Source organism: Kitasatospora sp. NPDC048239 (assembly GCF_043202015.1).
Classification (GTDB): Bacteria; Actinomycetota; Actinomycetes; order Streptomycetales; family Streptomycetaceae; genus Kitasatospora.
Map to the genome: position 1 here is coordinate 1 of NZ_JBICZP010000020.1, position 24616 is coordinate 24616.

General features: G+C 73.5%; 24 protein-coding genes and 1 riboswitch. Of the genes, 14 read left to right on the forward strand and 10 right to left on the reverse strand.

All coding sequences use genetic code 11. From position 1 onward, the window contains the following. Positions 1-79 precede the first annotated feature (79 nt). Positions 80-1027: an ROK family protein gene (locus ACGFZP_RS34935; RefSeq protein WP_392940640.1), complete on the reverse strand. Its 948-nt coding sequence runs from the start codon at positions 1025-1027 to the stop codon at positions 80-82. Between the two features lie 299 nt (positions 1028-1326). On the opposite strand from ACGFZP_RS34935, the gene ACGFZP_RS34940 reads away from it, so the two are divergent. Next, the gene (locus tag ACGFZP_RS34940; RefSeq protein ID WP_392940642.1) at positions 1327-2598 is read left to right on the forward strand and encodes an extracellular solute-binding protein; all 1272 of its coding nucleotides are present in this window, start codon (positions 1327-1329) and stop codon (positions 2596-2598) included. Positions 2599-2652: 54 nt separating this feature from the next. On the opposite strand, the gene ACGFZP_RS34945 is transcribed toward ACGFZP_RS34940, so the two are convergent. After that, positions 2653-3000, reverse strand: coding sequence for a cupin domain-containing protein (locus ACGFZP_RS34945; RefSeq protein WP_392940644.1), 348 nt, complete (start codon positions 2998-3000; stop codon positions 2653-2655). Between the two features lie 101 nt (positions 3001-3101). Here ACGFZP_RS34945 and ACGFZP_RS34950 point away from each other — a divergent pair, with 101 nt between their 5' ends. Continuing rightward, complete coding sequence (locus ACGFZP_RS34950) at positions 3102-3329, forward strand: DUF3263 domain-containing protein (RefSeq protein ID WP_387942368.1); 228 nt, start codon at positions 3102-3104, stop codon at positions 3327-3329. A gap of 68 nt (positions 3330-3397) precedes the next feature. Next, positions 3398-4243 (forward strand): trehalose-phosphatase, encoded by an 846-nt coding sequence (gene otsB, locus ACGFZP_RS34955; protein ID WP_392940646.1) that lies wholly within the window; start codon positions 3398-3400, stop codon positions 4241-4243. On the opposite strand, the gene ACGFZP_RS34960 is transcribed toward otsB, so the two are convergent. Next, on the reverse strand, positions 4227-5717 hold the full coding sequence (locus ACGFZP_RS34960; RefSeq protein WP_392940648.1) for a trehalose-6-phosphate synthase: 1491 nt from the start codon (positions 5715-5717) through the stop codon (positions 4227-4229). The two genes, otsB and ACGFZP_RS34960, sit on opposite strands and share 17 nt — an antisense overlap. 38 nt (positions 5718-5755) lie before the next feature. Then, positions 5756-6748, reverse strand: coding sequence for a glucosyl-3-phosphoglycerate synthase (locus ACGFZP_RS34965; protein ID WP_392940838.1), 993 nt, complete (start codon positions 6746-6748; stop codon positions 5756-5758). Positions 6749-6922: 174 nt separating this feature from the next. Then, a riboswitch (SAM riboswitch) is annotated at positions 6923-7056 on the forward strand. Positions 7057-7073: 17 nt separating this feature from the next. Between ACGFZP_RS34965 and thrC the strand changes: the two genes are divergently transcribed. From thrC to ACGFZP_RS34990, 5 genes are all read left to right on the forward strand, one after another. Then, positions 7074-8360 carry a threonine synthase gene (thrC, locus tag ACGFZP_RS34970; RefSeq protein ID WP_392940650.1) on the forward strand — a complete coding sequence of 429 codons (1287 nt, stop codon included), beginning with the start codon at positions 7074-7076 and terminating at the stop codon, positions 8358-8360. A 26-nt stretch (positions 8361-8386) separates the two neighbouring features. Further along, a complete protein-coding gene (locus ACGFZP_RS34975) occupies positions 8387-8665 on the forward strand; it encodes a MoaD/ThiS family protein (protein WP_392940652.1) in 279 nt (92 codons plus the stop codon). A gap of 611 nt (positions 8666-9276) precedes the next feature. Beyond that, a complete protein-coding gene (locus ACGFZP_RS34980; protein ID WP_030289665.1) occupies positions 9277-9480 on the forward strand; it encodes a cold-shock protein in 204 nt (67 codons plus the stop codon). A gap of 333 nt (positions 9481-9813) precedes the next feature. Then, positions 9814-11436, forward strand: coding sequence for a chaperonin GroEL (gene groL, locus ACGFZP_RS34985; RefSeq protein ID WP_392940653.1), 1623 nt, complete (start codon positions 9814-9816; stop codon positions 11434-11436). 133 nt (positions 11437-11569) lie between these two features. Continuing rightward, positions 11570-11932, forward strand: a complete 363-nt coding sequence (locus tag ACGFZP_RS34990; RefSeq protein ID WP_392940655.1) for a hypothetical protein — start codon at positions 11570-11572, stop codon at positions 11930-11932. A gap of 74 nt (positions 11933-12006) precedes the next feature. Here ACGFZP_RS34990 and ACGFZP_RS34995 read toward each other — a convergent pair whose 3' ends face one another. Further along, positions 12007-12690 carry a hypothetical protein gene (locus tag ACGFZP_RS34995; protein ID WP_392940657.1) on the reverse strand — a complete coding sequence of 228 codons (684 nt, stop codon included), beginning with the start codon at positions 12688-12690 and terminating at the stop codon, positions 12007-12009. 79 nt (positions 12691-12769) lie between these two features. Here ACGFZP_RS34995 and ACGFZP_RS35000 point away from each other — a divergent pair, with 79 nt between their 5' ends. Genes ACGFZP_RS35000 through ACGFZP_RS35010 form a run of 3 tightly spaced genes read left to right on the forward strand, consistent with a single transcriptional unit; the run spans position 12770 to position 14809 of the window. Beyond that, positions 12770-13117 (forward strand): PadR family transcriptional regulator, encoded by a 348-nt coding sequence (locus ACGFZP_RS35000; protein ID WP_392940659.1) that lies wholly within the window; start codon positions 12770-12772, stop codon positions 13115-13117. After that, on the forward strand, positions 13114-14067 hold the full coding sequence (locus tag ACGFZP_RS35005) for a hypothetical protein (protein ID WP_392940660.1): 954 nt from the start codon (positions 13114-13116) through the stop codon (positions 14065-14067). The genes ACGFZP_RS35000 and ACGFZP_RS35005 overlap by 4 nt, the downstream gene beginning before the upstream one ends. 55 nt (positions 14068-14122) lie before the next feature. Further along, positions 14123-14809 carry a copper homeostasis protein CutC gene (locus tag ACGFZP_RS35010; protein WP_392940662.1) on the forward strand — a complete coding sequence of 229 codons (687 nt, stop codon included), beginning with the start codon at positions 14123-14125 and terminating at the stop codon, positions 14807-14809. Positions 14810-14948: 139 nt separating this feature from the next. Here the strand turns inward: ACGFZP_RS35010 and ACGFZP_RS35015 are convergent, their stop codons facing one another. Beyond that, positions 14949-17048: a HelD family protein gene (locus ACGFZP_RS35015; protein WP_392940664.1), complete on the reverse strand. Its 2100-nt coding sequence runs from the start codon at positions 17046-17048 to the stop codon at positions 14949-14951. Between the two features lie 348 nt (positions 17049-17396). On the opposite strand from ACGFZP_RS35015, the gene ACGFZP_RS35020 reads away from it, so the two are divergent. Next, positions 17397-17591: a hypothetical protein gene (locus ACGFZP_RS35020; protein ID WP_392940666.1), complete on the forward strand. Its 195-nt coding sequence runs from the start codon at positions 17397-17399 to the stop codon at positions 17589-17591. A 118-nt stretch (positions 17592-17709) separates the two neighbouring features. Here ACGFZP_RS35020 and ACGFZP_RS35025 read toward each other — a convergent pair whose 3' ends face one another. Beyond that, on the reverse strand, positions 17710-19347 hold the full coding sequence (locus ACGFZP_RS35025) for a DNA repair helicase XPB (RefSeq protein WP_392940668.1): 1638 nt from the start codon (positions 19345-19347) through the stop codon (positions 17710-17712). Positions 19348-19434: 87 nt separating this feature from the next. Next, positions 19435-19845 (reverse strand): hypothetical protein, encoded by a 411-nt coding sequence (locus ACGFZP_RS35030; protein ID WP_392940670.1) that lies wholly within the window; start codon positions 19843-19845, stop codon positions 19435-19437. Positions 19846-19950: 105 nt separating this feature from the next. On the opposite strand from ACGFZP_RS35030, the gene ACGFZP_RS35035 reads away from it, so the two are divergent. Beyond that, positions 19951-20205, forward strand: a complete 255-nt coding sequence (locus ACGFZP_RS35035; RefSeq protein WP_392940672.1) for a hypothetical protein — start codon at positions 19951-19953, stop codon at positions 20203-20205. A 226-nt stretch (positions 20206-20431) separates the two neighbouring features. Here the strand turns inward: ACGFZP_RS35035 and ACGFZP_RS35040 are convergent, their stop codons facing one another. Further along, the gene (locus ACGFZP_RS35040) at positions 20432-22933 is read right to left on the reverse strand and encodes a helicase-associated domain-containing protein (protein WP_392940674.1); all 2502 of its coding nucleotides are present in this window, start codon (positions 22931-22933) and stop codon (positions 20432-20434) included. A gap of 154 nt (positions 22934-23087) precedes the next feature. On the opposite strand from ACGFZP_RS35040, the gene ACGFZP_RS35045 reads away from it, so the two are divergent. Then, the gene (locus ACGFZP_RS35045) at positions 23088-23924 is read left to right on the forward strand and encodes a hypothetical protein (protein WP_392940676.1); all 837 of its coding nucleotides are present in this window, start codon (positions 23088-23090) and stop codon (positions 23922-23924) included. 49 nt (positions 23925-23973) lie between these two features. On the opposite strand, the gene ACGFZP_RS35050 is transcribed toward ACGFZP_RS35045, so the two are convergent. Next, on the reverse strand, positions 23974-24609 hold the full coding sequence (locus ACGFZP_RS35050; protein WP_392940677.1) for an NAD(P)-dependent oxidoreductase: 636 nt from the start codon (positions 24607-24609) through the stop codon (positions 23974-23976). Positions 24610-24616 lie beyond the last annotated feature (7 nt).

Consider the following 24616-nt stretch of genomic DNA (forward strand, 5'->3'; position numbering starts at 1 on the left):
TCGACGGTGATCCGGCCGCCCTCGACGGTACCGCCGGGCAGGACCAGGCGGGCGCCGGCCAGTGCAGTTCGGTCCGCGGTCACGCGGTCACCTCCATGGAGAGCAGATCCCAGGCGAGCAGGCCCGCGCCCAGGGACGCGGCGGTGTCTTTGAGCATGGCGGGGACGACTTCGGGGGGCATCTGGAAGGTCAGCCGCTCGGAGACCGCCGCCCGCAGGGGCGTGAAGAGGGTGTCGCCGGCCTCGGCCAGCCCGCCGCCGACGATCACCGTGGACGGGTCGAGCAGGCTCTGGGCCAGCACGATCCCGTCGGCGAGGGCGTCCACCGCGTGCTGCCAGACCGCGACCGCGCGGGGATCCCCGGCGTCCACCGCGACGGCGCAGGTTGCCGCGTCGGCGTCGGGGTCCCCGCTGGCCGCGGCCCAGGCCCGGGAGACGGCGGAGGCGGAGGCCAGGGTCTCCAGACAGCCCCGGGCGCCGCAGCCGCACTGCGGTCCGCCGGGACGGACCACCACGTGGCCGATCTCGCCGCCGTAGCCGTGGGCTCCGGCCTCGATCCGGCCACCGATGCCGATGGCGCCGGCGATGCCGGTGCCCAGTGCGATGAACAGGAAGCGCTCGACCCCCCGGCCGGCGCCGAGGCGGCCCTCGGCGAGACCGCCCGAGCGCACGTCGTGGCCGAGCGCGACCGGGATCGGGGCACCGCCCGGCCCGGCCAGGCGCTCGCCCAGCAGCCTGCGCAGCGGGAGGTCCCGCCAGCCGAGGTTGGCGGAGAAGACCGCGATGCCGTTCCTCTCGTCGATCGTCCCCGGGACGGCGACGCCCGCCGCCAGCGGGGCGGCGCCGAAACGGCTGAGGCCCTCGTCCGCCAGATCGGCGGCGAAGTCGAGGATGGCGGCGACGACGGCATCCGTGCCGTGCTCCCGCCCGGTCGGTCGGCGTGCTTCGAACAGCACGGAGCCGTCCTGGGCGAGCAGCGCGGCCTTCATGCCGGTGCCGCCTACATCGAGTGCGATGACGTGCTTCACGGAGGACAGTTTCCCTTGGTCGGGTCGGAGAGGTCTAGTCCAGTTGTCGGATTGGTCTGGTCCAAAGTAGGTGAGCTTTGTCGCAGAACCATGTGGTGTGCGGCACTTTGAGAGGCTGCTTGCGGCTCGCGGCCATTGCGCATCGTGCAATGACCCCCGCACTTCGATAACTACCCGGCGCGTACCGCCCACAGGTGTGGACCACTGTGCAATGCGTTTGGGAGTGTTGCCGCCTCCCCCCTGCCGGATTCCCCCGCCGGCTGCTTTCCCCTCCTCTCCCCCCGAAGGCGGTACCCGCGTTGAACACGCGTGCCCAGGCCCCCACCCGGCTGCTCGGCACCGCGCTGGCCGGAGCGCTGCTGCTCACCGGCTGCGGCGGCCAGGACGACGGCACGGTCACCCTCAGGCTGGTGGCGGCCGACTACGGCGAGAGCCCGGAGACCAGCTCCAAGCTGTACTGGGACGACGTCGCCCGGCGCTTCGAGGCCGCCAACCCGAAGATCAGGGTCGACGTCGAGGTGACGAGCTGGACCGACATCGGCAAGCGGGTCGACGACCTGGTCGGCCGCGGGAAGTCGCCCGACCTGCTGCAGACCGGCGGGTTCGCCGACCAGGCCGCCGCGGAGCGCCTCTACCCCGCCGCGGACGTGCTCTCGCTGGAGACCCAGGCCAACATCATGGAGTCGTTCTCGCACGCCGGACAGGTGCTCGGCACGCAGTTCGGCATCCCGTTCGTCTCCTCCTCGCGGGTGCTCTTCTACAACAAGGCGATCTTCCAGAAGGCCGGCATCACCCAGCCGCCGGCCACCTGGAACGAGCTCAGGCAGGCCGCCGAGAAGATCAAGGCGAAGGTCCCCGGGGTCACCCCGTACGGACTGCCGCTGGGCCCGGAGGAGGCGCCGGCCGAGTCGATGCTGTGGACCCTGAGCGGGGGCGGCAGCCTCTCCGACGACGTCGGCAACTACACCATCGACAGCCCGCAGAACCAGGCCACCTTCGGGTGGCTGCGCACCAACCTGGTCGACACTAGGCTGACCTATCCCGACCCGGGCAAGATGAACCGCACGCCGGTCTTCACCGACTTCGCGGCGGGCAAGGTGGCGATGCTGAACGGGCACCCGACGCTGCTGCGGATGGCCTCCGCGGGGAAGATCGACTTCGGGACGGCGCCGATCCCGCGCAAGGACGGGCTGGCCAGGACCGGGAGCCTCGGGGTGGCCGACTGGATGATGGCGTTCAAGGCCAACGGGCACAAGAACGAGATCAAGAAGTTCCTGTCCTTCGTCTACACCAAGGACAACCAGCTGAAGTTCGACGAGGCCTACAACCTGCTGCCGGTCACCCAGGACGCCTTCACCGCGATGACCTCGGACGGCCGGCACGAGGATCTGAAGCAGTTCGCCGCGGGGCTCACCAACGCGAGCTTCTACCCGTTCGGGGACCCGGCGTGGGCGGACGTCAGCAACCGGATCAAGGCGGGGATCGGCGGTGCCGTCACGGGCGACGCCAAGCAGGTGCTGGAGGGGCTGCAGGACGCCGCGGTGAAGGAGACGGCCCGGGTCCGCAGGTGAACCCGGGGCCGTGGGGGCGGGCGGTGTCGGCTGTGCCGACGCTCTCGGGGGGTGTCAGGCGAGCGTGATCGCGTAGGCCTTGCGGAGGGTCTCGTGGACGGTCCAGGTGGTGTGGTCGCCGGCCCGCAGGACGGCGCAGTCACCGGGGCCGACCTCCAGGGTCGGGCCGCCGTCGACCTCGACGGTGGCCCGGCCGCTGAGCACCACGAACAGCTCGTCGGCCTCGACGTCGGTGACCACGCCCGGGGTGATCTGCCAGATGCCGCGCAGCTGGCGGCCGTCGGGGGACTCCCAGAGCACCCGGCCGGAGACCTCGGGGGTGCCGGAGACGATCTGGGCCGGGTCGAGCGGGTCGGGTTCGAGGTCGGCGGTGGGGATGTGCACGGCGAAGCTGTCGGTCATACCGTCGACGCTAGCCCGGCGGCCGGTGGTGTGGAGGGCGCAGAGTGTGTCCGAGCCGGGGGTGAGAATGACACTCCGTAGTGGACGGAGGCGGGTCGGGCATGGGTGAGCTGAGCGAGCGGGATCTGGCGGTGCTGGAGCTGGAGGGGCGCCAGTGGCGTACCGCGGGGGCGAAGGAGCGGGCGATCCGGGAGGAGCTGGGGCTCTCCGGTACGCGGTACTACCAGCTGCTGAACGCGCTGCTGGACCGGCCGGAGGCGCTGGCGCACGCACCGGTGCTGGTGAACCGGCTGCGGCGGGTGCGGGAGGCCCGGCGGGCGGCCCGCTAGGTCTGGCGGACGTGGCGGTCGGGCGGAATCGGCGGCTAGCCGCCGGGGGACGTGGGTAGGGTCCGGACATGGGCCTTGAGGACGTGTCGCTGCCGAGGACGGATGCCGGGCGTGCGGGGCTGGAGGCGGTACTCGCCTCGCCCCGGGACGCGGTGGTCGCGCTGGACTTCGACGGGACGCTGGCGCCGATCGTGGCCGATCCGAGCCGGGCGCGGGCGCATCCGGGGGTGGCGCAGGCGCTGCGCGGCCTCGCCCCGCACATCGGGTCGATCGTCGTGGTGACCGGGCGGCCGGCGGCGCTGGCCGTGGAGTACGGCGGGTTCGGCGCGGTCGGGGGCGTGGTGGTGCTCGGGCACTACGGCGCCGAGCGCTGGGAGGCGGGCGAGGTCACGGCCCCACCGGTGCACCCGGGGGTGGCGGCGGTCCGGGAGGTGCTGCCGGCCGTACTGGCCGGGGTCCGCGCGCCGGACGGGACGTGGGTGGAGGACAAGGGGCGCTCGCTCGCGGTGCACACCCGGCGGACGGAGGCACCGCAGGAGGCGTTCGAGCTGCTTCGTGCGCCGGTCGAGGCGCTGGCCGCCGAGCACGGGCTGGTGGTGGAGCCGGGCCGGCTGGTGCTGGAGCTGCGGCCGCCGGGGGTGGACAAGGGCGCCGCGCTGACCGGCTTCCTGCGGGAGCGGGAGGCCCGGGCGGTGCTGTACGCCGGGGACGACCTGGGGGACGTGCCGGCCTTCGCGGCGGTGGAGAAGCTGCGCGGGGAGGGCCTGGCCGGGCTGCTGGTGTGCAGCGGGACGGTGGACGGCGACGCGCCCGTGCGGGAGCTCGCCGACCGGGCGGACCTGGTGGTCGCGGGCCCGGCCGGCGTGGTGGGGCTGCTGACGGCCCTGGGGGAGGAGCTCAGCCGAGGGCGTTGAGCTGGTCCAGGAACCACTGCTGGGGCGGCAGCGCGGTCGCGGCGGCGGCCAGCCGCTTGGTCCGCTCGGCGCGCTCGTCGGCGGGCATGGTGAGCGCGGTGTGCAGGGCCTCGGCGGTGGCGATGACGTCGTACGGGTTGACGCTGATCGCCTCGTCGGCGAGCTCCGCGTGGGCGCCGGCCTCGCGTGACAGGACCAGGGCGCAGCCCTGGTCGGAGACCACCGGGACCTCCTTGGCGACCAGGTTCATGCCGTCCCTGATCGGGTTGACCAGGGCCACGTCGGCCATCCGGTAGGCGGCCAGCGACCGCGGGAAGTCGTCGTCGAGGTGCACGATCAGCGGCTGCCAGGTGGGCGTGGCGAACTCCGCGTTGACCTCCTCGGCGAGGCGCCGGACCTCGGCCGTGTACGCCCGGTACTCGGCGAGGTCGGTGCGGGAGGGGTAGGCGAAGGCGATGTGGACGACCTCGTCCCGCCAGTCGGGCCGGGTGCGCAGCAGGTGCCGGTAGGCCTGGAACCCGCGGACGATGTTCTTGCTCAGCTCGGTGCGGTCGACCCGGACGATCGTGCGGCGCCCGCCCACGGCCTCGCGCAGGGCGGCCAGGCGCTCGTCGACGTCCGGGCGGTGGGACCGCTCGCGCAGGAAGTCGGCGTCGGCGCCGAGGGCGTGCACGCCGAGGCGGGTGGTGCGGCCGGTGGCGGCGCCCCCGGTCGGCGGGAGGGTGACGGTGAGGGCGTCGCGGTCGACGGTGGCGCCGAGCTGGTCCGCGCAGCACTCGGCGAAGGCCAGCGCCCAGCGGCGGGTCAGGAAGCCGGCCCGGTCGGAGCCGAGGATGCCGGTCAGGACGGCCTCGGCGACGTCGTCGGGCAGCAGCCGGAAGTACTCGGGCGGGGCCCACGGGGTGTGCGAGAAGTGGCCGATCCGCAGGTCGGGGCGGAGTGCGCGGAGCAGTCCGGGGACGAGCGAGAGGTGGTAGTCCTGGACGAGGACGGCCGCGCCCGGGGCGGCCTCGGCGGCCAGCGCCTCGGCGAAGGCGGTGTTGTACGCCTGGTAGGCCTGCCACTCGGTGCGGAAGCCGGCGTCGAAGGAGGGGGCGGTCGGGGTGGCGTAGAGCAGGTGGTGGACGAACCAGAGGGTGGAGTTGGCGACGCCGTTGTAGGCGCGGGCGAAGGTCTCCGGGTCGATGTCCAGCATCCGGACGGCCTGGCCGCCGACGTCGTGGCCGGCGAGGTCGAGGCGTCCGTCGGGGGCCTGCCGGGCCGCTCGGCGGTCCGCCTCGCCCAGTGCGGCGCAGACCCAGACGGCGTTGGGGTCGTCGATGGCGGAGAGCCCGGAGACCAGGCCGCCGCCGCCCCGGCGGAGGGTCAGGGTGCCGTCCTCCGCGGCGCTGAACGACACCGGCCCCCGGTTGGATGCCACCAGGACGGGGGCGGTGCCGGTCGGACTCGAACGTTCGGTCGTGAGATCGCCCATGGTTGGTACGTTGCCGTGGCTCCGGGCCCGCAAACCCCTCAGCGGGGGAGGTGGCGGTTCACGTACTCGGGGACGGTGTGCATCGGGGGGCGCTCGACGGCGGTGACCGGGTGCGTGTGTGCGGTGAACGCGCGGGTGTCCGGGTCGCGGGTGAACTGGGTGAGCCACGGGTGCAGCAGGTCGGCGGAGGCCTTGAGCCGGTGGGCGCGGTCGAGCCGTTCGAGGGCGGTGCGGTAGATGGTGGCGGCCATCCGGCCGAGCGCCTGGCCGTCCTGGTGGCGGTGGTGGCGCACGCCGACGTCCACCTGGGCGAGGGCGTCGAGGCCGGCCGTCTCCAGGGCGTCGACCAGCAGGCCCAGCTCGACGCCGTAGCCGGTGGGGAAGGGCAGCCGTTCGAGCAGCGAACGGCGGGCCGCGTACTCGCCGCCGAGCGGCTGGACGAAACCGGCGAGTTCCGGCCAGTGCAGGTTGAGCAGCGGGCGGGCGACGAGCTCGGTGACCCGGCCGCCGCCGGCCGGCACGATCGCGCCGTCGGTCTCCAGCGGGCGGTCGTACATGGCCTTGACCAGCTGGATCCCGGGTTCGGTGAGCAGCGGGCCGACGATGCCGGAGACGAAGGCGGGGTCGAACTCGCGCAGGTCGGCGTCGACGAAGCAGACGATCTCGCCGCTGGTGGCCAGCAGTGAGCGCCAGAGCACCTCGCCCTTGCCGGGGGCGGCGGGCAGCCGGGGCAGGATGTCGTCGCGGTGGACCACCCGGGCGCCGGCCGCGGCGGCCGCGGCGGCGGTGCCGTCCACGGATCCGGAGTCGACGACGACGAGTTCGTCGACCAGCGGCAGGCGCTCCATCAGCTCGCGGCGGATGGTCCGGACGATGTCGCCGACGGTGGCCTCCTCGTCCAGGGCCGGCAGCACCACGCTGACGGTGCCGGCCCGGCCCGCCACCCGCTTGGCCTCAAGCAGGGTGCGCACCGGACGGTCGGCCGCGCTCCAGGAGCGGCGGCGCAGCCAGGACGCGGCCTCCGGTAGCAGCGCGGGGATCGGTTCGGCGGGCACGGGCGCACTCCTCGGCTGGGCGGGTGGGACAGGTCATCTCGCGTGGCGGACGGTCCCGTTCAGGCTTGACGCCTTCGGATACAGTCTTCGTACAGCGGTCGGACCTTCGCACGCCGGGGTCACCGCTGAGCACGACCAACAACTTCATAGAGCTCATCCAGAGGGACTGAGGGAACGGCCCGTTGACGTCCCGGCAACCTTCTCGCGCGGCTGTTCGACAGGCCCCGGCGGGACAGGTGCCAATTCCGGCCTGTGGCGCGCCCGCGTCACGGGGAAGATGAGGAGAGAGGCCTCCGCCATCATGGCTATCGACACCGTTGCACCCGCACCCGCATCCGTTGACCTCGGCCCCGCCGCCGCCCTGTCCTGTCGGGAGTGCGGCACCCGGTTCCCGCTCGGTCCGAGCTTCGCCTGTGTCGAGTGTTTCGGGCCGCTGGAGATCGCCTACGACTTCGGCAGCGAGAGCGCCGAGGAGCTGCGCAAGCGGATCGAGGCCGGACCGGCGTCGATCTGGCGCTACGCCCCGCTGCTGCCGGTGCCGGCCGACGTCGCCGGCAAGCCGAACCTGAACCCGGGGTGGACCCCGCTGGTGAAGGCGGACAACCTGGGCCGCGAGCTCGGATTCACCGCCCAGCTGCACATCAAGGACGACTCGGGCAACCCGACGCACTCGTTCAAGGACCGCGTGGTGGCGTGCGCCATCGAGGCCGCGCGGGCCTTCGGCTTCACCACCCTGTCCTGCTCGTCGACCGGCAACCTGGCCGGTGCGGTGGGCGCGGCGGCGGCCCGGGCCGGTTTCAAGTCCTGCGTGTTCATCCCGCACGACCTGGAGCAGGGCAAGGTCGTGATGGCCGGTGTCTACGGCGGCGAGCTGGTCGGCATCGAGGGCAACTACGACGATGTGAACCGCTTCTGCTCGGAGCTGATCGGCGACCCGGCCGGTGAGGGCTGGGGCTTCGTCAACGTCAACCTGCGCCCGTACTACGGCGAGGGCTCCAAGACGCTGGCGTACGAGATCTGCGAGCAGCTCGGCTGGCGGCTGCCGGAGCAGATCGTCATCCCGATCGCCTCGGGGTCGCAGCTGACGAAGATCGACAAGGGCCTGCAGGAGCTGATCAGGCTCGGCCTGGTCGAGGACCGGCCGTACCGGATCTTCGGCGCCCAGGCAGAGGGCTGCTCGCCGGTGTCGGCCGCCTTCAAGGCCGGCCACGACGTGATCCGCCCGGTCAAGCCGGACACCATCGCCAAGTCGCTGGCCATCGGCAACCCGGCCGACGGCCCGTACGTGCTGGACATCGCCCGCCGCACCGGCGGCGCCGTCGAGGACGTCACCGACGCCGAGGTGGTGGCCGCGATCAAGCTGCTGGCCCGCACCGAGGGCGTCTTCGCCGAGACCGCGGGCGGGGTGACCGTCGGCGTGCTGAAGAAGCTGGTCGAGACCGGACAGCTGGACCCGGCCAAGGAGACCGTCGCGATCAACACCGGCGACGGTCTGAAGACCCTGGACGCCGTCTCCGACGCCGGCATGACCGCCGTGATCCGCCCGACGCTGGCGTCGTTCCGCGACGCCGGCCTCGCCTCCGCCTGACCCACCCGCAGCAAGGAGAAGCCCCCATGAGCGCCACCGTCCGCATCCCGACCATCCTGCGCACCTACACCGGCGGCGTCGCCGAGGTGACCGCCGAGGGCGCCACCCTGGGTGAGGTCATCGCCGACCTGGAGAACAACCACGCGGGCATCTCCGCCCGCATCCTGGACGACGCCGGAAAGCTGCGCCGTTTCGTCAACGTCTACGTCAACGACGACGACGTGCGCTTCGCGGAGGGCCTGGCCACCGAGATCAAGGACGGCGCCGGCATCTCGATCATCCCCGCGGTGGCCGGCGGCTGCTGAGCCGCCCCTTCCCGGATCGGTCGCCCGGCTCCCCGGCCGGCCGCCCGGTTCTTCGACCAGCCGTTCGCGCGTACGGAATTCCGCTTCCCGTACGCGCGGGCGGCTGGTCGCATTCCGGCCGGAATATTTCCCGGTCAAGTCGGAGTAGAGTGTGGCTCAGCCGGGAACAGGGCTCCCCCTCCCCCTTTCACCGGCGGTCGAATCCGTCCGCGCCCGTACCGCCGGTATCCGTCCGGCCGCTGAGACCGGCGCCGGGGCCGTGGCGTTGAAACATGTCAGGCCGATGTCAGAATTCTTCAGGGGATTTGGGCAATTCGTCCGCTATGTCCGGCGTGGAATGCGGGAATTTCTCCCGCTTTCACCCGGCCTGTCCCCTGACACCCCTAGCGAATTCCCAGCGGCGGGCTCTGTTGCAGAGGGCGTCGATCCGGATACATTCAGCCGCGGTCGACGCAATCGCCCGTTCATCGGATGCCTCCGATGGGCTCGGCGGGGGATTGCGGCGTGCACGGCTGTGCCCAGGGGGGGTTCCCCGGGCCGGCCTCAACCAGACCCGGGCCCGCAGACCTGCGGGCGCGTGAAGGGCCAGCACAGCACTAGGGGAGTTCGGAATGGCTCAGGGCACCGTCAAGTGGTTCAACGCGGAGAAGGGCTACGGCTTCATCGCGGTCGACGGTGGTGCGGACGTCTTCGTCCACTACAGCGCGATCCAGATGGACGGCTACCGCACCCTTGAGGAGGGCCAGCGGGTCGAGTTCGAGATCTCTCAGGGGCAGAAGGGCCCGCAGGCGGACATGGTCCGCGCGGCGGTCTGACCTTTCCGGTCCCAGGAGTTCGGCTCGGCCCATCGGCTGGTGCACCTCTTGCTTCGCTGCGGGCCCGTACGACACGTCGTACGGGCCCGCAGCCATGTCCGGATCCGGTGCCCCGGGGCGGCCGGTGCGGCTCGCGGGTTGGCGATTGGGCTTGCACTCGCCTACCCGGAGTGCTAATCATTGGCGTTAGCACTCACAGCGTGAGAGTGACAGCGGACCGGGTCGGTGAGGCCCCCGGGAGCGGTAGGGGAAAGGACCCCCGCACACCAGGGCCGTCCGTCGCGGGCACCCCTTGGTCCGAGCAGTCGACCGTGTCCCGGAGGACCACTTCTGATGGCCAAGATCATCGCCTTTGATGAGGAAGCTCGCCGCGGCCTTGAGCGTGGCATGAACCAGCTCGCCGACGCAGTGAAGGTCACGCTCGGCCCCAAGGGTCGCAACGTCGTGCTGGAGAAGAAGTGGGGCGCCCCCACGATCACCAACGACGGTGTCTCCATCGCCAAGGAGATCGAGCTCGAGGACCCGTACGAGAAGATCGGTGCCGAGCTCGTCAAGGAGGTCGCCAAGAAGACCGACGACGTCGCGGGTGACGGCACCACCACCGCCACCGTGCTGGCCCAGGCGCTCGTTCGCGAGGGTCTGCGCAACGTCGCCGCCGGCGCCAACCCGATGGCCCTGAAGCGCGGTATCGAGAAGGCCGTCGCCGCCGTCTCGGACCAGCTGCTGGCCCAGGCCAAGGACGTGGAGACCAAGGAGCAGATCGCCTCCACCGCCTCCATCTCGGCCGCCGACACCCAGATCGGCGAGCTCATCGCCGAGGCGATGGACAAGGTCGGCAAGGAAGGCGTCATCACCGTCGAGGAGAGCAACACCTTCGGTCTGGAGCTTGAGCTCACCGAGGGCATGCGCTTCGACAAGGGCTACATCTCCGCCTACTTCGCCACCGACCTGGAGCGGATGGAGGCGACGTTCGAGGACCCGTACATCCTCATCGCCAACTCCAAGATCGGCTCGGTCAAGGACCTGCTCCCGCTGCTGGAGAAGGTCATGCAGAGCGGCAAGCCGCTCGTCATCATCGCCGAGGACGTCGAGGGCGAGGCCCTGTCGACCCTGGTCGTGAACAAGATCCGCGGCACCTTCAAGTCCGTCGCCGTCAAGGCCCCGGGCTTCGGCGACCGCCGCAAGGCCATGCTCGGCGACATCGCCATCCTCACCGGTGGCACCGTGATCTCCGAGGAGGTCGGCCTCAAGCTGGAGAACGCCGGCGTCGACCTGCTGGGCACCGCCCGCAAGGTGGTCATCACCAAGGACGAGACCACCATCGTCGACGGTGGCGGCGACAGCGACCAGGTCGCCGGCCGCGTGAACCAGATCCGTGCCGAGATCGAGAACAGCGACTCGGACTACGACCGCGAGAAGCTCCAGGAGCGCCTCGCCAAGCTGGCCGGCGGCGTGGCCGTCATCAAGGCCGGCGCGGCCACCGAGGTGGAGCTCAAGGAGCGCAAGCACCGCATCGAGGACGCCGTCCGCAACGCGAAGGCCGCCGTCGAGGAGGGCATCGTCGCCGGTGGTGGCGTCGCGCTGCTGCAGGCGTCCGTCGCCTTCGACAAGCTGGAGCTGGAGGGCGACGAGGCCACCGGTGCCAACATCGTCAAGGTCGCGCTGGAGGCCCCGATCAAGCAGATCGCGACCAACGCCGGCCTGGAGGGTGGCGTCGTGGTGGAGAAGGTGCGCAACCTCCCCGCCGGTCACGGCCTGAACGCCGCCACCAACGAGTACGTCGACCTGGTCGCCGCGGGCATCATCGACCCGGCCAAGGTCACGCGCTCCGCGCTGCAGAACGCCGCCTCCATCGCGGCGCTCTTCCTCACCACCGAGGCCGTCATCGCCGACAAGCCGGAGAAGGCCGCTGCGGCCGCCGGCGGCGGCATGCCGGGCGGTGACATGGACTTCTGATCCCCTCGCGGATCGGCTGTTCTTCGCAGCACGGGCGGTTCCCTTCGGGGGGCCGCCCGTGCGGCGTTTCGCGGGGCCGTCGGGAATCCGGTGCCCGGGCGGGGTTCGGGCCGGGCTTTGGGACAATGGACGGATGGCTGCCACCGCTGACGACATCGAGACCGCCCTGCACAGCGCGCGGGCGCTGATCCTCGCCGACCTGACCGCCCGGGACGTGGCGGACGCCGCCGTGGTGTCGCTGGTGGAGGAGGCCGTGACGCACCGGCGCTGGTGGCTGGAGCAGTGGCCGGACGGCACCGAGTACGTCCTCGGGCTGGTCGCCCAGGACGTCCAGGACGCGCTGCTGGAGGCGTACGGCCGCTGGCCGCTGTGTGCCGGGTGCGCCGCCGACGGGGACCCGCACGCGCTGAGCGTCGAGCCCGAGCTGGGGCCGGAGCCGCACTGGGTGTGCGGCAAGGAGGGCGCGGTGGTGGCGCCCGTCGGCGGGCTCTCCTGATCCGGTGATCCCGCCCGGCCCGGCCTTCTCGATCCGCCGGCGTGATCCGGATGACGGGCCCTGAGGGCGGGCGGCTACGGGTCGAGCCGGCCGAGCTCGGCCGCCAGGTTGGCGCGGGCGGGTGCGTCGAAGCGGTCGCGGGCGGCGGGGGTGCGGTACAGCGCGGGGAGCGCGAGCAGCTGGCGCAGGATCGCGGCGCGCCCGGCCCGGAAGTCGGGATCGGGGACGAACGCGTACTCCTCGCGGACGGCGGCCGCATAGGCCGCGTACTCCTGCGGGAGGCCGCCGAGGACCGCCAGATCCGCGTCGCAGAGCACCTCGCCGTCCCGGTCGCCCGGCTCGGGGTGGTGGGTGACGGTGAGCCGGACCAGCCGCTCGACCCCGGCCACCCGGGCGGCGGGCAGGCCGGCCTCGGTGAGGGCCCGGACGGCCAGGGCGGCGCTGCGCTCCTCGTTCTCCGAGCGGTCGGGCCGGTAGACCGCGTCGTGGAACCAGGCGGCCAGCCGGACGGTGTCCGGGTCGTCGGCGTGCTCGGCCAGCGCGTCCACGTGGGCGAGCACCGCCCGCAGGTGCCCGACGGTGTGGTACCGGCGCTGCGGCTCGGCCCAGCGGCGCAGCAGTTCGCGCCCGGCGGGCTCGGGGTCGCCGCCCGCGCCGCAGCGCAGCAGCAGGGCCGTCCAGGCGGCGAGCAGGTCGGCGGGGGCGTCGGCGGGTGCGTCGGCAGACGTGTCGGCGGGTGCGTCCGGCGTGTTCGGCATGGCCACATTCTGACGGTTCCCGGGGGCGATCGGGGGGTTCCGCTGGACCTATAGGTAGGTTGACGATATATGTAGTCGTATGACAGAACGCTCCATGCAGGAGCCCACGCTGCTTCTGCTCACCGCACTGGCGGACGCACCCAGACACGGCTATGCGCTGATCCAGGAGGTCGCCGCGATCTCCGACGGCCGGGTCACCATGCGGACCGGCACGCTCTACGGCGCGCTCGACCGGCTGCTCCAGCAGGGCCTGATCGAGGTCGCGGCCGAAGAGGTGGTGGACGGCCGGGCCCGGCGCTCCTACGCCCTGACCGTCGCCGGCCGGGCCGCGCTGGCCACCGAGGCGGAGCGCCTGCGGGCGGTCGCCACCGAGGCGGAGCGCCGCCTCGCCGTTATCCGCCCGAGGGTCAGGGGGGCCTTGGCATGACGACACCCACCATCTCCACACCCACCGTCTCGATACCCGCCGCCGTCCTGCGGGCCGTGCTCCAGGTCTACCCGGCCCGCTACCGCCGCGAGCGCGGCGACGAGCTGGCCGCCGTCTTCTTCGACACCACGGCCGAGGCGGGCCGACCGGCGATCCTCCGGGAGATGCTCGACCTCGCCGCGTACGGCCTGCGGGTGCGTACCGGGGTGACCGCCTTCTCCACGCGCGGGCGGGTGCTGGCGCTGGCCGCACCGCTGATCGCCGGTGCGCTGGCCGGGCTCGGGCTCTTCCCCTGGGTCACCGACTCGGAGGGCATCGCCCGGCGGCTGGAGGGCTCCTCGTCGAGCCTGCTGCACCTGACGATCTTCGCCCAGCCGGTGGCGACCATGCTGCTGGCCGTCGCCGCGCTGCTGGGGCGGTGGACGGCCGCACGGGTCCTCTCGGTCGCGGTGATGGCGGTCGGGCTGCTCGGGATGGCCGACGCGTTCCGGCCGGAGCAGTTCAGCTGGTGGTGGGTGTCCTACACGGGCGCCTCGCAGCTGCCCCTTCTGCTCTCCGGTCTGCTGGTGGTCGCCGCGCCGCGCGAGCTGCTGAGCGAGCCCGGGCTGCGCACCCGCGTCCTGGTGCTGGCGTCGGCGGTCGGTGGCGGCCTGGTGGTGGCCGCCCAGGGCGGCTACGACACGCACTCGCTGATGAACGGGCCGTGGTCGTCCGTGCTGCTGCTCCTGCCGGTGCTGCTGCTGCTCGCCGTGGTGCGCGGCTGGCTGGTGCCGGCCGCGATCGGCCTGGCGTTGCTGCCGCTGACCCTTGGTTTCAGCCTGTTCAGCCTCTGGGAGGAGGTCGGTGGTATGTGGTACCTGTTGCCGCTGCTCGGCGCGGTGGCGGTGGCGATGATGGCGGTGGCCGTGGTCGCCGGCCGGAGTGCGCGCGGTACCCGCTCGGTGGCCTGACCGACCGGGTGCCGGGGGCTCGCCGGGGGCTGTCGGATGTGGCAGGCTGTCTGATATGTCTAGACCAATTTTCGAAGTCATCGCGCTGACGCCCCAGGACGCCCAGGCCGCCGAGTCGGGCGGCGCCGACCGGCTCGAACTGGTCACCGACATGGCCGCCGACGGGCTCACCCCGGCGGTCGAGGACTTCGCCAGGATCCGTGCCGCCGTGGAGATCCCGCTGCGCGTCATGCTGCGCGTCCGGGACGGCTTCGCCCCGGGCGACCTGGACGAGCTGCGGGCCCGTGCCGCCGCGCTGCGGGCGGAGGGCGCCGACGAGTTCGTCTTCGGCTTCCTGGACGCCGAGGGCGCGGTCGACCTGGCCGCCACCGAGGCCGTCGCCGAGGCGGTGGCGGGGTGCCGTTGGACCTTCCACCGGGCGGTCGACCACAGTGCGGACCGCGCCGCCGTGCGCGCCGCCGTGGGAGCGCTGCCCGGGCTGGACACCTTCCTCACCTCGGGCGCGGCCGGCGGCGTGGACGCGGGCCGCGAGGTGCTGCTGGCCGAGCTGGCCCGGGCCGGCGAGCCCGGGTACGGGCAGCGGATCCTGATCGGCGGCGGCCTGCGGGCCGAGCACCTGCGGGGTCTGCGGGCGGCCGGGTTCGACGCCTTCCACGTCGGCGGCGCGGTGCGCGTCGACGGGTGGCAGTCCCCGGTGGACGCCTCCAAGGTCGCCGAGTGGCGGTCGCTGATCGATGGCTGAGCGTGAAAGCGCCGACGGCTGAGCGATCGGCGGCCGCCGGCTCGGTGGGAAGGGGACCGGTGGTATCCGCCGGTCCCCTTCGCATGTCACCGGCCCGCCGGGCGCCGTGCGGCGCCCGGCGTTCGGCGTCGGAGCGGGGTCAGGCCAGCTGCGCTGGCAGCGGCTCGGAGTGCAGCACCTGCAGCCCCGAGACGGCCCGGGTGAGCGCCACGTACAGGCGGCGCAGACCGGTCCGCTCGTCCGGCTCCCCGGCGACCACGGCGGCCGGCTCGTCGAGCACCACGTAGTCGTACTCCAGACCCTTGGCCAGCGAGGCCGGGACGAGGGTCAGCCGGGCCTCGGCGCTGGTCTCGTCACCGGGGGAGAGGTACGGCAGCCCGGCCTGCGCCAGTGCCTCGGCGAACAGCGGGATACGGGCGTCGGCGGCGATCAGACCGGTCGAGCCCTCGTTCTCCAGGGCCCGCAGACAGGCCTCGACCACCGCCTTCGTCAGCGCGCCGTCCGTGTCGCCGCCCGCGCTGGTCCCGTCGTCCCCGTCGGTCTCGATGCGGTCGATGCGCTCGATCGTCAGCGAGCCGGGCGCCTCGCGGACCGAGCTCGCCGGGGCCAGCCCGGGCGCGATCGAGGGCAGCAGCCGGGAGGCGTACGCGATGACCTCCTCCGGCACCCGGAAGCCCTTGGTCAGCTCCTCGATGTGGGCGGCGGGCTTGCCCAGGTGGTGCAGGGCCTCCGGCCAGCTGGCGGTGGCCCACGGGGTGGTGCCCTGGGCGAGGTCGCCGAGGACGGTCGCCGAGCCGGTGGTGCAGCGGCGACCGACCGCGCGGTACTGCATCGGCGAGAGGTCCTGGGCCTCGTCCAGCACCACGTGGCCGAGCGAGGCCGTGCGCTGCACCAGGTCGGTGGCCTCGTCCACCAGCACGGCGTCGGCCTGCGTCCAGCGGGCCGTCCGCACCGAACGGCCGGGCTTGGGCCAGAGCACCGCCTGCTGCTCCTCGGGCGTGAGGACGCCGTCCGCGCACCGCGCCAGGAACTCCGGGTCGGAGAGCAGCCGGAGCACCAGCTTGGCCGGCTCCACCAGCGGCCAGCAGGCCTTGACCGTCGCCTTGACCGCGGCGTTGCGGGCCACCGCGTCCTGCACCCGGTCGTCCGGGGCCTCGCCGCCCTGCTCCATCTTCAGCAGCACGGCGTGCGCGATCCGCTGCGGCAGGGCGTCCCTGGCCGCGCCGTAGCGGATGTCGCGGCCCTTCAGCTCCTCGACGATCCCGTCGAGCTCGTACACCGGTACGCGCCAGCGCCGGGAGCCGCGGACCACCACACAGGGCTCGGCGGGTGCGGTGATGCCCGAGCGCACCGCCCGGCGCAGCACCTCGGCCATCCGGGCGTCGCCCTTCAGCCGGGCCGCCTCGGCGGTGTCCTCGCCGCGCACCTCCACGTGCGCCACCAGCTGCTGCACGGTGGCCTGCGCGACCTCCACCTCGCCGAGGGCGGGCAGCACCTGCTCGATGTAGGAGAGGAAGGCGTTGTTCGGGCCGATCACCAGGGTGCCGGTGCGGGCCAGCCGCTCGCGGTGCGCGTACAGCAGGTACGCCACGCGGTGCAGGCCGACGGCGGTCTTCCCGGTGCCGGGGGCGCCCTGGACGCAGACCGTGCCGGTGATGTCGGCGCGGACGATCTCGTCCTGCTCGGGCTGGATGGTGGCGACGATGTCGCGCATCGGGCCGACGCGGGGCTTCTCGATCTCGGCGGCGAGCAGTGCGGACGAGGTCTCGGTCTCGCCCGGGTCGGTGAGGTGCTCGTCCTCGTAGGCGGTCAGCTCGCCGCCGGTGTAGCCGAAGCGGCGGCGGCGCTCGACGTCCAGCGGCTCGGTGCGGGTGGCGCGGTAGAACGGCTGGGAGACCGGCGCGCGCCAGTCGATCACCATCGGGTCGCCGTCGGCGTCGTGGACGTGCCGCCGGCCGATGTAGAAGTTCTCCCCGCCGGAGCCCTCGGACAGCTCCTGGCTGATCGCGTGCAGGTAGTCGAGGCGGCCGAAGAACAGCGGGGTGTGCGAGAGGTCGGCGAGGGCCGCGATCCGGGCCTCGATCTGCTTCTGGAGGATCACCGCGGTGACCCAGGTGCCGGTCACATCGCGGATGTCGAGCGACTGGACGTCCTCGCGCATCGCACGCAGCGCGGCCCGGGAGGCGGCCAGGTGGTCGCGTTCGCGCTGGAGGGGGTCGGTGGTGGGGGTGGCGGGCACAGCGAACCTTCCCGGCTGCCCCGGTACGGGTGCAGCGGATCGTTGGAGCTCACGGTGAGAACAGCCGACCGGTTGCCGAGCGGTCGGCGCCTCCCCCGGCTGCCTGCGGGAGTCAGCAGGTACCACGGGTCGGGAGGGGGCAGGCGAACGATCCTAGACCTTCCGGGCCCCGGGGTTCCAGCGCCTTTCCGGGCGCGGGGCTCCGGGACCGTCCGGGCCTCGGGGTTCCGTCCCCGCTGCCCGGAGGGGGACCCGGGGCGGTCCTACACCTGGAGGACGACGAACGTCCTGCCGAATACGGCCTTTGGGGTGATGTGTCCGGCGCCCGCGGAACCTACCGTTGAAGACATGAGCACCGTACACATCACGGCGCCGCGAGTGCCGTCCCAGAAGTCCGCCCCCGCCCGCCCCGCCGGGGCCACCGCCGCGGCCGGCCCCGGCCGCCGCCGCAACCCGCTGGCCAAGGCCGTCCGCAACGTGGGCATCGCCCTCGACACCGCCGCGCGCGTGGTCTTCCTCGGGCGCGACGGCGTCAAGTACTGAGGCAGGTGCCCCGGAGCCCGCACGGGGCTCCGGACCACCTGGCCTGAGCGTCGGCGCACGACGAGCGTCACGGCACGTCGAGCGTCACGGCACGTCGAGCGTCAGAGCCCGAGGAGCGTCACAGCACGTCGTCCGCGTCGATGATGCGGTAGGCGTAGCCCTGCTCGGCGAGGAAGCGCTGCCGGTGGGCGGCGAAGTCCTGGTCGACGGTGTCGCGGGCCACCACCGAGTAGAAGTGCGCCGAGTGGCCGTCCGCCTTGGGGCGCAGCACGCGGCCCAGGCGCTGGGCCTCCTCCTGGCGGGAGCCGAAGGTGCCGGAGACCTGGATGGCGACGGTCGCCTCGGGCAGGTCGATGGAGAAGTTGGCGACCTTGGAGACCACCAGGACGCTGATCTCCTTGGTGCGGAACGCCTCGAAGAGCTTCTCGCGCTGCGCGTTGCTCGTCTCGCCCTTGATCACCGGGGCGTTCAGCACCTCGCCGAGCTCGTCGAGCTGGTCGATGTACTGGCCGATGATCAGCGTCTGGTCCTTCTTGTGCTTCTTGACCAGCGCCTCCACCACCCGCCGCTTGGTCGCGGTGGTGGCGCAGAAGCGGTAGCGCTCCTCGGGCTCGGCGGTCGCGTAGGCGAGCCGCTCGGAGTCGGTGAGGGTGACCCGGACCTCGCAGCAGTCGGCGGGCGCGATGTAGCCCTGCGCCTCGATCTCCTTCCACGGCGCGTCGAAGCGCTTGGGCCCGATGAGCGAGAAGACGTCGCCCTCGCGGCCGTCCTCGCGGACCAGGGTGGCGGTCAGGCCGAGCCGGCGGCGGGCCTGGAGGTCGGCGGTGAACTTGAAGACCGGCGCGGGCAGCAGGTGCACCTCGTCGTAGACCACCAGCCCCCAGTTGCGGGCGTCGAAGAGTTCGAGGTGGGCGTAGACGCCCTTCCGCTTGGTGGTCATCACCTGGTAGGTGGCGATGGTGACCGGGCGGATCTCCTTCTTCGTCCCGCTGTACTCGCCGATCTCCTCCTCGGTGAGCGAGGTGCGCTTGACCAGCTCGTGCTTCCACTGCCGGGCCGAGACGGTGTTGGTGACCAGGATCAGCGTGGTCGACTTGGCCTCGGCCATCGCCGCGGCGCCGACCAGCGTCTTCCCGGCGCCGCAGGGCAGCACCACGACGCCCGATCCGCCGTGCCAGAAGCCCTCGACCGCCTGCGCCTGGTAGGGGCGCAGCTGCCAGCCGTCCTGGTCCAGCTCGATGGGGTGCGCCTCGCCGTCGACGTACCCGGCGAAGTCCTCGGCGGGCCAGCCGAGCTTGAGCAGCACCTGCTTGATCTGGCCGCGCTCGGACGGGTGCACGATGACGGTGTCCGGGTCGACCCGGTTGCCGACCAGCGGTGCGACCTTCTTGGAGCGCAGCACCTCCTCCAGCACCGGGCGGTCGGTGGTGGTGAGCACCAGGCCGTGGACGGGGTGCTTGACGAGCTTGAGCCGCCCGTAGCGCGCCATGGTGTCGGCCACGTCCACCAGCAGCGCGTGCGGGACGGGGTAGCGGGAGTACTTCACCAGGGCGTCGACCACCTGCTCGGCGTCGTGCCCGGCGGCGCGTGCGTTCCACAGCCCGAGCGGGGTGACCCGGTAGGTGTGGACGTGCTCGGGGGCGCGCTCCAGTTCGGCGAACGGCGCGATGACGCGGCGGCAGTCGGAGGCCTTGGGGTGGTCGATCTCCAGGAGAAGAGTCTTGTCACTCTGGACGATGAGTGGTCCGTCGTTCACGCGGGGGAGCCCTCCACTGGGTCGGCTGGGTCGGCTGGTTCGACGCAGACCCTCCAGTGTCGCGCATTCCGCGGGGAAGCCGGACGGCTACTTCCACTCGTAGATGAGGACCTTGCCGGAGCCGGAGCCGTCGGTGTCGTACTCGAAGAGGCCGACGGTGTCGTTCAGCTGGACGAACGACTCGGCGTCGCTGTCGAAGAAGACCGAACCGCGCCAGGCCACGGCGCCACCCGGGCCGGTGAAGCGGCCGATGCCGCTGCCGTGCCAGCTGTACGTCTCGCCGCGCTCGCTCATCCCCACGCCCTGGCCCTCGCCGAACAGCGTGCCGTCGGAGCGCATCTGCGACTCGTAGGTGACGAACTCCTTGACGCCGACGCCGAGTACCGTGCCGGTGCCCTCGAACGAGACCTCCACCACGGGGTGCAGCCCGTCGGCGGTGGCCAGCACCCGCCGGCCGGTCTCACTGGTGGTCTGGATCCCAATCTTGTCTCCGAGCATGACGCCTCCTTCGGGAAACCCCCTGCCTTCCGGACTACGCCGCCCTCCCGGGTGCGTCAAACGCGGGGCGGTGACCGCTGCCGCCGCCGCTCGTTAGAGCAGGGCATGAACAAGTCGAAGCGTGTCCTCACCGCTCTCGCCCTCGCCGGTACCGCTTTCGCCGCCACCGCCTCCTCGGCCACCTCCGCCCACGCCGTCGCGGGCATCGGCGAGGGTGTCGGCGGACCGCTGGCGGCGCCCGGCTTCCTGCTCGCCGACGTGGTCAGCGGCGGCAGCCTGCCGGTCGGCCAGGGCGAGGTCGGCAGCCTGGCCGACCAGGCGATCAAGGAGAAGCTCAAGGAGTCCCAGCAGGGCCACTGAGTACGAGCCCCCCGAACGGGCTGTCGAGCAGGGTGGTCCATGACCGCTGCTCGGCGCACCGGCCGAGGCCGCGGATGTGGACGGGAATCACGTCCGGTCCGGCGTGCCGTGCAGTGGGGTCGCCGAGGGCCTTAGCGTGCGCCACCGTTGTCACCTCCGTCGATGGTCCGGTCGGTCGTGCGAGCCGTGCGAGCCGTGCGAGTCGGACGGGCGAGCCGGTGGGGGGTTACTCCTCCAGTTCGGCCACGCCGGTGATGCGGTGGAGGGCGAAGGTGCGGATCTCGTCGGCGTGGTGGTCGAAGGCGGTGACGAACCCGCCCTCGACCTTGACCGGGTCGATGATGCGCTGGCTGGCGAGGCCCTCGGCGTTGAGGTAGCCGATCCACACCCGCTCGCCGAGCAGGACGGCGGTCTGCAGGGTGGCGAGGGTCTCGGCGGCGGCCGTCCGCGGGACCTGGCGCGAGTCCGGGGTCGGCGGACGGCGGACGGCGGTGGCGGCCCGGTCGCCGGCCCGGATGGCCTTGATGGCGGCGCCGAGCAGGGTGTCGTCGGGGGTGGGCGGGCCGTCCGGGACGGGTGTGGGGGCCGAGCGCGGCGGGGTCCGGTGGCTGTCCGGGCGGGTGATCAGGACGTCGCCCTCGGCGGACTCCGCGGCCGGGGCGTACCCCATGGTGCGCAGGGTGGCGAGCAGGATGTCGGGCGCGGCCTGGGCGGCGAGGACGGTGGGCGCGAGCAGCCGCAGCCGCAGGTCGACGGAGCGGCGGTCCGCGAGCACCTCGGCGAGCAGGGCCGGGTCGTCGCAGCGCAGGTACGAGGATGCCGCGCCGACCCGCAGGATGCCGTGGCGGCGGGCGACGTCGTCGATCAGGTAGCTGAGCGGCTGCGGGACGGGTGTGCGCGAGTGCTGCTCCAGGAAGCCCTGGAGGTCGGCGGCGCTGCGGCCGGCGTCGAGGGCGCGGCGGACGGACGTGGGGGTGAACCGGTAGACGGTGGCGCCGCCCTTGGACTCGATGTCGGCGCAGAGGGCGAGCGCCTGGGCGAGCGGGGTGAGCAGCGGGCCGGGGGCGATCGCGGTGAGGTCCGGCTGGAGGATGACGTGGTCCAGCGGCTGCGGCAGCAGCGGGGCGAGCACCTCGGCGGGGTCGGCCTCGCGGGTGAGCAGGGCGCGGGCGGGGGCGGCGAGGGCGCCGCGGCCGGTGACGCCGATCAGTTCGGCCTCGGCGAGGGTCCAGGCGGTGAGGTCGTCGCGCAGCTCGCGGGCCTCCCCGGTGGCCGGGCCGCCGCGCAGCGGGCGCTGCCAGCGCAGGGTGGGCAGCAGTTCGTCGGCGGTGGCGGGGGTGCCGGGCGGCAGTTCGGCGAGCAGGGCGAGGGTGGCGCGGCGCACCGACGGGGCGAGTGTGCGGTCGAGTTCGGGGCCGAGCGCGGCGCGCGGCCTGCCCTTGCCGTCGGGGCTGCCGGTGAGCGGGGCGACGCGGGTGGCGGTGAGCCAGCAGGAGGCGAGCCGGGCCCAGCGCTCGGCGGTGTCCTGCTGTAGCCAGGTGTCGTACGCGGGGGTCGGGGCCCAGCGCTCGTCGGCCTCGCCGTCGGCGGCCAGCAGGCCCGAGGCGTAGGCGAGTTCGAGCCAGAAGGCGGTCTGCTGCTCGGTGCTTTCGAGGGTCTGGGCGGTGCGCTTGAGGTCGCGGACGCCGAGGCCGCCGGCCCGCAGGGTGGCCGGCGGGTTGAGGCCCCAGAGGTCGAGCAGCTCCTCGATGATCCGGACGGCGGTGTGGGCCTGGCCGGCCGCGGCGCTGTCCACAGCCTGTGGATCGCGCGGCGCCGCGGCCGGGGCGGGCTCGGGCTGGGCGGGCTCGACCAGCCGGTGGGTGCGGCCGCCGCGCAGGTGCAGGGCGAGTTCGCGGGGCAGGACGACGCTGCCGGGGCTGGTGGGCAGCAGCAGGCCGCGGGCCAGCAGCCATTCGACCGGGCTCTGCGCGTCCTCGGCGGTGACCGGGCGGGTGGCGTCCGGGACGGTACCGGTGGGCGGGCCCCAGACCAGGCGTTCCAGCAGGCGCAGGGCGGGTTCGGGCGCGGTGGCGAGCAGGGCGTCGCAGCGGGCGCGGTCGGTGAGCAGCCCGGTGAGCGCGGTGACCGCGGTGACCGGGTCGGCGGTGGCCGGCAGGCCGGCGGAGGTCAGCAGCTGCTGGAGCCGGGCCGGGGACATGCCGACGGTGGCTTCCGAGAGGGTCGGGCCGAGGCCGGTGCGCCCGGGGTTGGCGGCGGTCGGGGCGAGGGCCTCGCGGACGGCGATGACCAGGCGCAGACCGTTGTCGGGGCCCCAGAGCAGGGCGCGGTCGCGCAGGGTGGTGAGGGCCCGGGGGAGGGCGGCCGCGACGGCGGCGCGGTCGGCGGCGGTGAGCGGGGTGGCGCCGGGGTGCGGCTTGACCTTGGCCGGTCCGGTCAGCAGGGTGCGCACGGTGGCCAGCGGCGCGCCGTCGGGGGCGGCGGCCAGGGCCTCGGCGACCTGGAGGGTGAAGCGGTCCAGGCGCTCCAGGGCGCGCAGGGCGGAGGCGCGGGAGGAGAGCCGGGCGGCGAGCTGGGTGAGGTCGCCGGGCACCGGGTTGAGCAGGTCGGGTCGGGACCGCAGCAGGGTGGCGAGGGCGTCGTCCGGGCGGGTCCGGAGCTCCTCGGCGAGGGTGCGGGGGCCGGCGGGCGCCTTGCCGGTGCGTTGGGGGCCCTGCTGTGTGGTCATTCGACCTAGGTTAGTCGGGCCCGCAGGCGGTGGGGATCCGTCGGCGGGGCGTCGTTCCCGTGGGCGGGCCGGGCTCGCGTGGGCGGCGGCCGGGTGGGTAGCGTCACGATCAGCGGGGACGTGGGCGGGCTCGGGTGAGGCGGGGTGTCGGGTGATGTCGGACGGCGGCGAGTGGTGGCGTAAGCGCGGGCCGTGGAGCGGGCCGGGCGGCGGTGCGGCCGGCGGCGGCGCGGCCGGCGGTGGCGCGGCCGGCGGTGGCGAGGCGGCGGACGAGGACAGCGTGTACGCCTCCGGGGCGCCCGGCGTGTCCGGGATGCCGCCGGTCGCCCCGCCGCCCCGGCCGGCCGCCGACCCGGAGGCCCTGCCGCCGCCGCAGGTGTACACCTCGGCGGACTCGGGCGGCTGGGACTTGGTGATGCTCAACTTCTCGGACACGCCGCAGGCTCCCCCGAAGCCGATTCCGGAGCAGCGGGCGGCCGAGGAGGGCGCGCCGGCGGCGGAGGCGGCGGTCGAGGAGGTGCCGGCGGCGGCCGGGGCGGCCAAGGCGGACCGGGCCGGGCAGGCCGCGGCGAGGGCGGCTGAGCGGATGGCGGCGCGGGCCGCGGCGAAGGCGGAGCGGAGGAGCGCGCGGGGTGCCCGCCGCCCGTCGCCGCTGCTGCTGCTGTCCGCGGCGGTGCTGGTGGGCGGCGCGGTCACCGGGCAGATCCTGGCCATGCTGGTGGGCTGGGCGCTCGGCTACCTGTCCCGGCAACTGACGGACTTCATGCGGAAGTTCGCCATCCTGGGCATCCCGCTGGTGACGATGAGCGCGACCACCGTGTGGTTCTGGGGCCGGGCCCAGGGCCGCTGGGGCCAGGCGCTGCAGCCGGACCAGCAGGTCGGCCAGGTCGCCTGGTCGGCCGCCCCCGGGGTGCTGAAGGTGTCGGCGGTGCTGTCGGCGGTGTTCCTGTTCGTGGTGGCGATGCGGCGCCGCGCCCCCCAGGAGGGCTGAGCCCCGCAGGGCGGCTGAGCCCCGCAGGGCGGTTGAGCCCCGCAGAGGCTCAGCCGTCGGCGATGGCGACCAGGTGGCGGAAGGTCTCCGCGGCGCCGAGGTGTCCGACGATCCAGCTGGCGACGGTGGCCCGGGTGGCGGTGCCGGCCTTCGGGAGCGGCAGGCCGTAGGACACCCAGGGGGCGGGCGAGGGCGGCCCGTCCTTGAGCATCGGCACCCGGACGACCGTCCAGATCGTGTCGGACTCGGTCAGGACCGCCTCCATCCGGGCCAGGTCGCGGTGGACCTCCCGGTAGAGCCGGTCCACCACCAGCCTGGTGACCACCCGCTGGGCGAGGGGGAGGTGGTCGCTGTCCAGCCCCGCCGAGGACATCGCCACCACGTGCCGCACCCCGCCCGCCCGGGCGGCGGCGACCAGCTCCCGCGCGCCGTCGGAGAACACGGTGGTGGCCGCCCGGCCGGTCGTGCCGAGCGTGGACACCACCGCGTCCTGCCCGGCCAGCGGGGCGTGCAGGGAGCCGGGCCGCTGGACGTCTGCCTGCGCGGTGAGCGGTGTGCCGTGCGCGAAGTCCGGTAGCCGGGAGGGGGTGCGGGCCACCGCGGTGACGGTGTGCCCGGCGGCCAGGGCGAGGTCGACGACCAGGCGGCCGGTGCGTCCGGCGGCGCCGACGACGGCGAGTTTCATCGGGTTG